The sequence below is a fragment of the Mesorhizobium sp. M7A.F.Ca.AU.002.02.1.1 genome (genome assembly GCF_003998535.1).
Taxonomy (GTDB): domain Bacteria; phylum Pseudomonadota; class Alphaproteobacteria; order Rhizobiales; family Rhizobiaceae; genus Mesorhizobium; species Mesorhizobium ciceri.
Map to the genome: position 1 here is coordinate 1 of NZ_RZPB01001121.1, position 1,464 is coordinate 1,464.

A 1,464-nucleotide genomic window follows, 5' to 3' on the forward strand; every position below is an offset into this window, starting at 1 on the left:
CATCAACACCATGCAGGATTTTCGTGTCCGCAAGGCAATCCAGTTGATGAGAGCCAATGTCTGCGAGCGCATCTGCTTCGACGACGTGGCGCGCAGCGTCGGCCTGTCGCGACCGCATTTCTTCGCTTTGTTCAAGGAACAGACCAATCTGACGCCCAATGTCTACTGGAACACGCTGCGCATGGAGGAAGCGGTGCGGCAGCTGCAATGGTCGCAGGAACCGCTGATCTCCGTCGCCTGCAATCTCGGCTTCACCACGCAGGGCAATTTCTCGCGCTTTTTCCGCGACCATGTCGGCGTGCCGCCGACGCTCTACCGCGAGGCCGCGCGGGCGATCGCCTGAACCAGCCGCCCTTTTTCAGACTCCCCGCCCTTTTTCAGACTCCTTGATAGGCGCTCAAGACGCATTGATAAGCGTCGCTGAAATGGCCGCCCTACCCTTGCACCGGATCGCTTTTGCAAGGGAACATTTTGAATGGCCAAAGTCACCATCTCCAGCGTCATCGACGCGCCGGTCGAAAAGGTCTGGGCGCGCATACGCGACTTCAACGGGCTGCCGGGCTGGCATCCGCGCATGGTGGAAAGCCACATTGAAGACGGCAAGGATGCCACCACAATCGGCTGCGTGCGCAATTTCCAGCTCGCCAGCGGCGCCCGCCTACGCGAAAAGCTGCTCGACTTCTCCGATCAGAATTTCCTGGTCAGCTACTCCATCCTCGAGACGCCGCAGCCGCTGACCAACCACAAGGCGACCCTGCAGCTGCGGCGCGTCACCGATGGCGACCGCACCTACGCCGAATGGACCGCTAGCTTCGACGCCGCGCCTGAGGAGGCAGACAAGCTGGCCGAGGGCATGGGCGCCAATGTCTTTCAGGGCGGCTTCGACGCCCTGAAAAGCCATTTCGCCGGCCAGAGCTGACAGGAGCCAGACCATGGCGCTGGCACTGCAGACTTTTGCAACGGTGAAAGACGCGAACGCGGCACTGAAGGCGGCCGGCACCCGCTATCTCGGTGGCGGCACGCTGGTCGTCCGCGCGGCCAATGAAGGCGACGTTTCGGTTTCCGGCCTTATCAGGTCGACCGAGCCGTCCCTGTCCACCATCGCCGTTGCCGGCGATAAAGTCTGCATCGGCGCTTCGGTGACCATGGCGGCGATCGCCGGCCATCCGGGGCTCGGCACGCTCGCCAAGGCCGCCCGTGCCGTCGGAGGCCCGGCCATCCGCAACATGGCGACCGTCGGCGGCAATCTTTTTGCCCCGAGCCCGTATGGCGATTTCGCTGTTGCCCTGCTGGCGCTCGATGCGACGGTCAGCACCGATGACGGTGAAACGCCGATCGAGACTTTTCTGGCCAATCGGGGCGGCAGCCGCGTCGTCGTCACTTCCGTGAGCTTCACGCTTCCGAAGGCCGACAGTTTCCGCTTCCTGAAAGTGTCGAGGGTCAAGCCCAAGGGCGTCTCCGTGC

Annotated in this window: 3 protein-coding genes; all 3 read left to right on the forward strand. The window is 63.0% G+C overall.

Annotated elements, in window-relative coordinates:
- On the forward strand, positions 1-343 hold a 343-nt coding region (locus tag EN879_RS35660), incomplete at its 5' end, for an AraC family transcriptional regulator (RefSeq protein WP_164774828.1).
- 132 nt (positions 344-475) lie between these two features.
- A complete protein-coding gene (locus tag EN879_RS35665) occupies positions 476-919 on the forward strand; it encodes an SRPBCC family protein (RefSeq protein ID WP_063168521.1) in 444 nt (147 codons plus the stop codon).
- Between the two features lie 13 nt (positions 920-932).
- The coding region (locus EN879_RS35670) for an FAD binding domain-containing protein (RefSeq protein ID WP_127274701.1) at positions 933-1,464 on the forward strand (532 nt) is incomplete at its 3' end.